Raw genomic sequence first — 2,827 nt, forward strand, 5'->3', positions numbered from 1 at the left:
CCGAGACGTTCGGGGCGGTGTGAAAATGAGGGGAGTCTTGAGGGAAATGTCGCTTCTTGGGCAGCGGGCGGTCTTGCAAAGCCCAGAGGTGGGGTTTATATCGGTATTCGTCGATAGCCAAAGGTGACGAGACTAATGGCAGCTTTCGCCCCGCGCGCCGAGCCAATCGAAGACTTGGTAGTTTTGGCGGTTCTCGCCAAGGCGCTCTCGCATCCGGCGCGGATTGCCATCATCCGCATGCTGGCGGCGCGGCAAACCTGTGTTGGCTGCGACATCGTTGAGGAAATCGGACTGGCTCAGTCCACCACGTCGGAGCATTTGCGCATTTTGAAAGCGGCCGGGATCATCACCGGTGAGATCGAGCGGCCACGTGTCTGCTACTCGCTCAACCCCGCCGCCCTCGCGCCGTTGCAGCGGTTCCTCGACAAGATGACTGGCGTCGAAAAGCCAAAACCTCGCTCATAGAACGCCGTGGAAGGGAAAATGAGAGACCTGCCAAAGTTACATCCAGAACTATCGTCTTTCGACGATAGTAGATCATCAAGGAGTAAAGCAATGGAAGCCACCGACATCCAGGTGTTCGATCCCGCACTATGCTGCAGCACGGGCGTGTGCGGCGTCGATGTTGATCCGCAACTGATAGCCATCGCCGCTGATCTGGCGTGGGCCAGGCAGCAAGGCGCGAAAGTCGAGCGGTTCAATCTCGGCCAGCAACCTATGGTTTTTGTCAATAACGCCACGGTCAAGGGCATTCTGGACCGTTCCGGGCAGAGCGCCTTGCCGTTGATCTTGGTGAATGGCCAAATTGCCTTGGTGGGGCGCTACCCGCAGCGCGCTGAACTCGCGCGTTGGCTGGGAATGGCAGCCGAAGCGCAAGCCGCCGAGCCGCCTGCCGCGCGCGGCTGTTGCGGCCCGGCTGGCGATTGCTGCTGAGAGGGTGCCATGCAGTTCCTGATGGATGCGCCGAGGTTTGTTTTTTTTACCGGCAAAGGCGGGGTCGGCAAAACATCGCTCTCTTGCGCCACGGCCGTTCACCTTGCCCTGGAGGGTAAACGAGTTTTGCTGGTCAGCACGGATCCGGCGTCCAACGTCGCGCAGGTGTTCTGCCAAAGCATTGGCGATAAGATCACGCCGATTGATGGGGTGCGTGGCCTCGCGGCGTTGGAGATCGACCCGCAGGCGGCAGCGCGACAATATCGCGCGCGCGTGCTTGATCCGGTCCGCGATGCCCTTCCCGCCGATGTTGTTAGGGGCATTGAGGAGCAATTGTCCGGCGCCTGCACCACCGAAATCGCTGCCTTCGACGAATTCACTGCGGTGCTGACGGATGCCGACCTGCTTCGATCCTACGACCACATCGTGTTCGACACGGCGCCTACAGGCCATACCATTCGTCTATTGCAACTGCCGGGCGCCTGGAGTGGCTTTATCGCCACCAACCCGGAGGGGGCCTCGTGCCTGGGGCCGCTCGCGGGTCTCGACAAGCAGCGGCAGCGCTACGCGGCGGCGGTCGCGGCGTTATCGGACCCAGCACGCACGCGGCTGGTGCTGGTGGCGCGTGCGCAAAAATCCACCCTCGACGAGGCCGCCCGCACGCATGCGGAACTCGCCGAACTCGGCTTGTCCAGGCAATATCTCGTCATCAACGGCATTTTGCCGGCGGAGGAGGAGGCCGCGCACGATGCGCTGGCCGACGCTCTCCGTCGCCACGAACAGGCCGCCCTTGCGGCAATGCCGGCGGTATTGCTTCGATTGCCAACCGACTATTTGCCGCTCAAGCCATTCAATCTCGTCGGCCTCGCGGCCTTAAAGAACTTTTTCAGCGGCACGGAGCCATCACTTCCGGCGGCTTCGAGTAGTGCGGATGCCGGGGCTGATTTGCCCGGCCTCGCGGCTCTTGTCGATGAACTGAGCGCCAATGGCCATGGCTTGATCATGATGATGGGAAAGGGGGGCGTCGGCAAAACCACATTGGCGGCGGCGGTGGCCGTCGGGCTTGCTAAACGCGGCTGGCCCGTCCACCTGAGCACCTCCGACCCCGCCGCCCATTTGTCCGACACGCTTGCGGGATCGCTGGACAATCTCGAGGTCAGCCGTATCGATCCGCGCGCCGAAACCGAGCGCTATCGGCAGCATGTGCTGGCAACCAAGGGCAAGAACCTTGATGCCGCGGGGCGCGCGATGCTGGAGGAGGATCTGCGCTCGCCTTGCACCGAAGAGATCGCGGTATTTCAGGCTTTTTCTCACGTTATTCGTGAGGCCGACAAGAAATTCGTGGTTATGGATACCGCGCCCACCGGTCATACGCTGCTGCTGCTCGACGCGACCGGGGCCTATCACCGAGAGGTCGCCCGCCACCTCCAGGGGAAGACGCATTTCACGACGCCAATGATGCAGTTGCAGGATCCCGCGCGCACCAAAATCATGATCGTGACGTTGGCCGAGACCACCCCGGTTCTGGAGGCGACGCGCTTGCAAGCGGATCTGCGGCGCGCCGGTATTGAGCCGTGGGCGTGGTTGATCAACAACAGCCTAGCTGCGAGCGATACTCGATCACCGCTGCTGAAGCGGCGCGCCGCCTATGAACGCGCTCAGATCACCTCCGTCAGAATGGAGCACGCCAGGCGCGTCTTTCTTGTGCCGGTTCAGAACGAGGAACCGGTCGGGGTTATGCGTCTGCTGGCACTGGCCGGGCAATAATAGAGATCCCGTCATACTCCTTCGTGACCTTGATGACTCTCATTCCGATCACTGGGTAACCAGATATGCCGCCTAAGCTGAACTTCCTCCGTCGAAAACCACAACCCGCTGATCTAGCGCGGTAATT

3 protein-coding genes are annotated in these 2,827 nt (G+C 61.3%); all 3 read left to right on the forward strand.

The window, feature by feature from the left end:
- Window positions 1–135 precede the first annotated feature (135 nt).
- The 3 genes from ACP5M5_RS14575 (at window position 136) to arsA (ending at window position 2,700) form a co-directional block, all read left to right on the forward strand.
- On the forward strand, window positions 136–465 hold the full coding sequence (locus ACP5M5_RS14575; protein WP_427938562.1) for an ArsR/SmtB family transcription factor: 330 nt from the start codon (window positions 136–138) through the stop codon (window positions 463–465).
- 90 nt (window positions 466–555) lie between these two features.
- On the forward strand, window positions 556–933 hold the full coding sequence (gene arsD, locus ACP5M5_RS14580) for an arsenite efflux transporter metallochaperone ArsD (protein WP_427938564.1): 378 nt from the start codon (window positions 556–558) through the stop codon (window positions 931–933).
- A gap of 9 nt (window positions 934–942) precedes the next feature.
- Window positions 943–2,700: an arsenical pump-driving ATPase gene (gene arsA / locus ACP5M5_RS14585; protein ID WP_427938565.1), complete on the forward strand. Its 1,758-nt coding sequence runs from the start codon at window positions 943–945 to the stop codon at window positions 2,698–2,700.
- The last annotated feature ends 127 nt before the right edge of the window (window positions 2,701–2,827 follow it).

This window comes from Acidibrevibacterium sp., from assembly GCF_049965395.1.
Classification (GTDB): domain Bacteria; phylum Pseudomonadota; class Alphaproteobacteria; order Acetobacterales; family Acetobacteraceae; genus Acidibrevibacterium; species Acidibrevibacterium fodinaquatile.

What these genes read in the sequence shown, in the direction of transcription:
- ACP5M5_RS14575 (WP_427938562.1), top strand. Translation starts at nt 136, where the DNA reads ATGGCAGCTTTCGCCCCGCGCGCCGAGCCAATCGAAGACTTGGTAGTT.
- arsD (WP_427938564.1), top strand. Translation starts at nt 556, where the DNA reads ATGGAAGCCACCGACATCCAGGTGTTCGATCCCGCACTATGCTGCAGC.
- arsA (WP_427938565.1), top strand. Translation starts at nt 943, where the DNA reads ATGCAGTTCCTGATGGATGCGCCGAGGTTTGTTTTTTTTACCGGCAAA.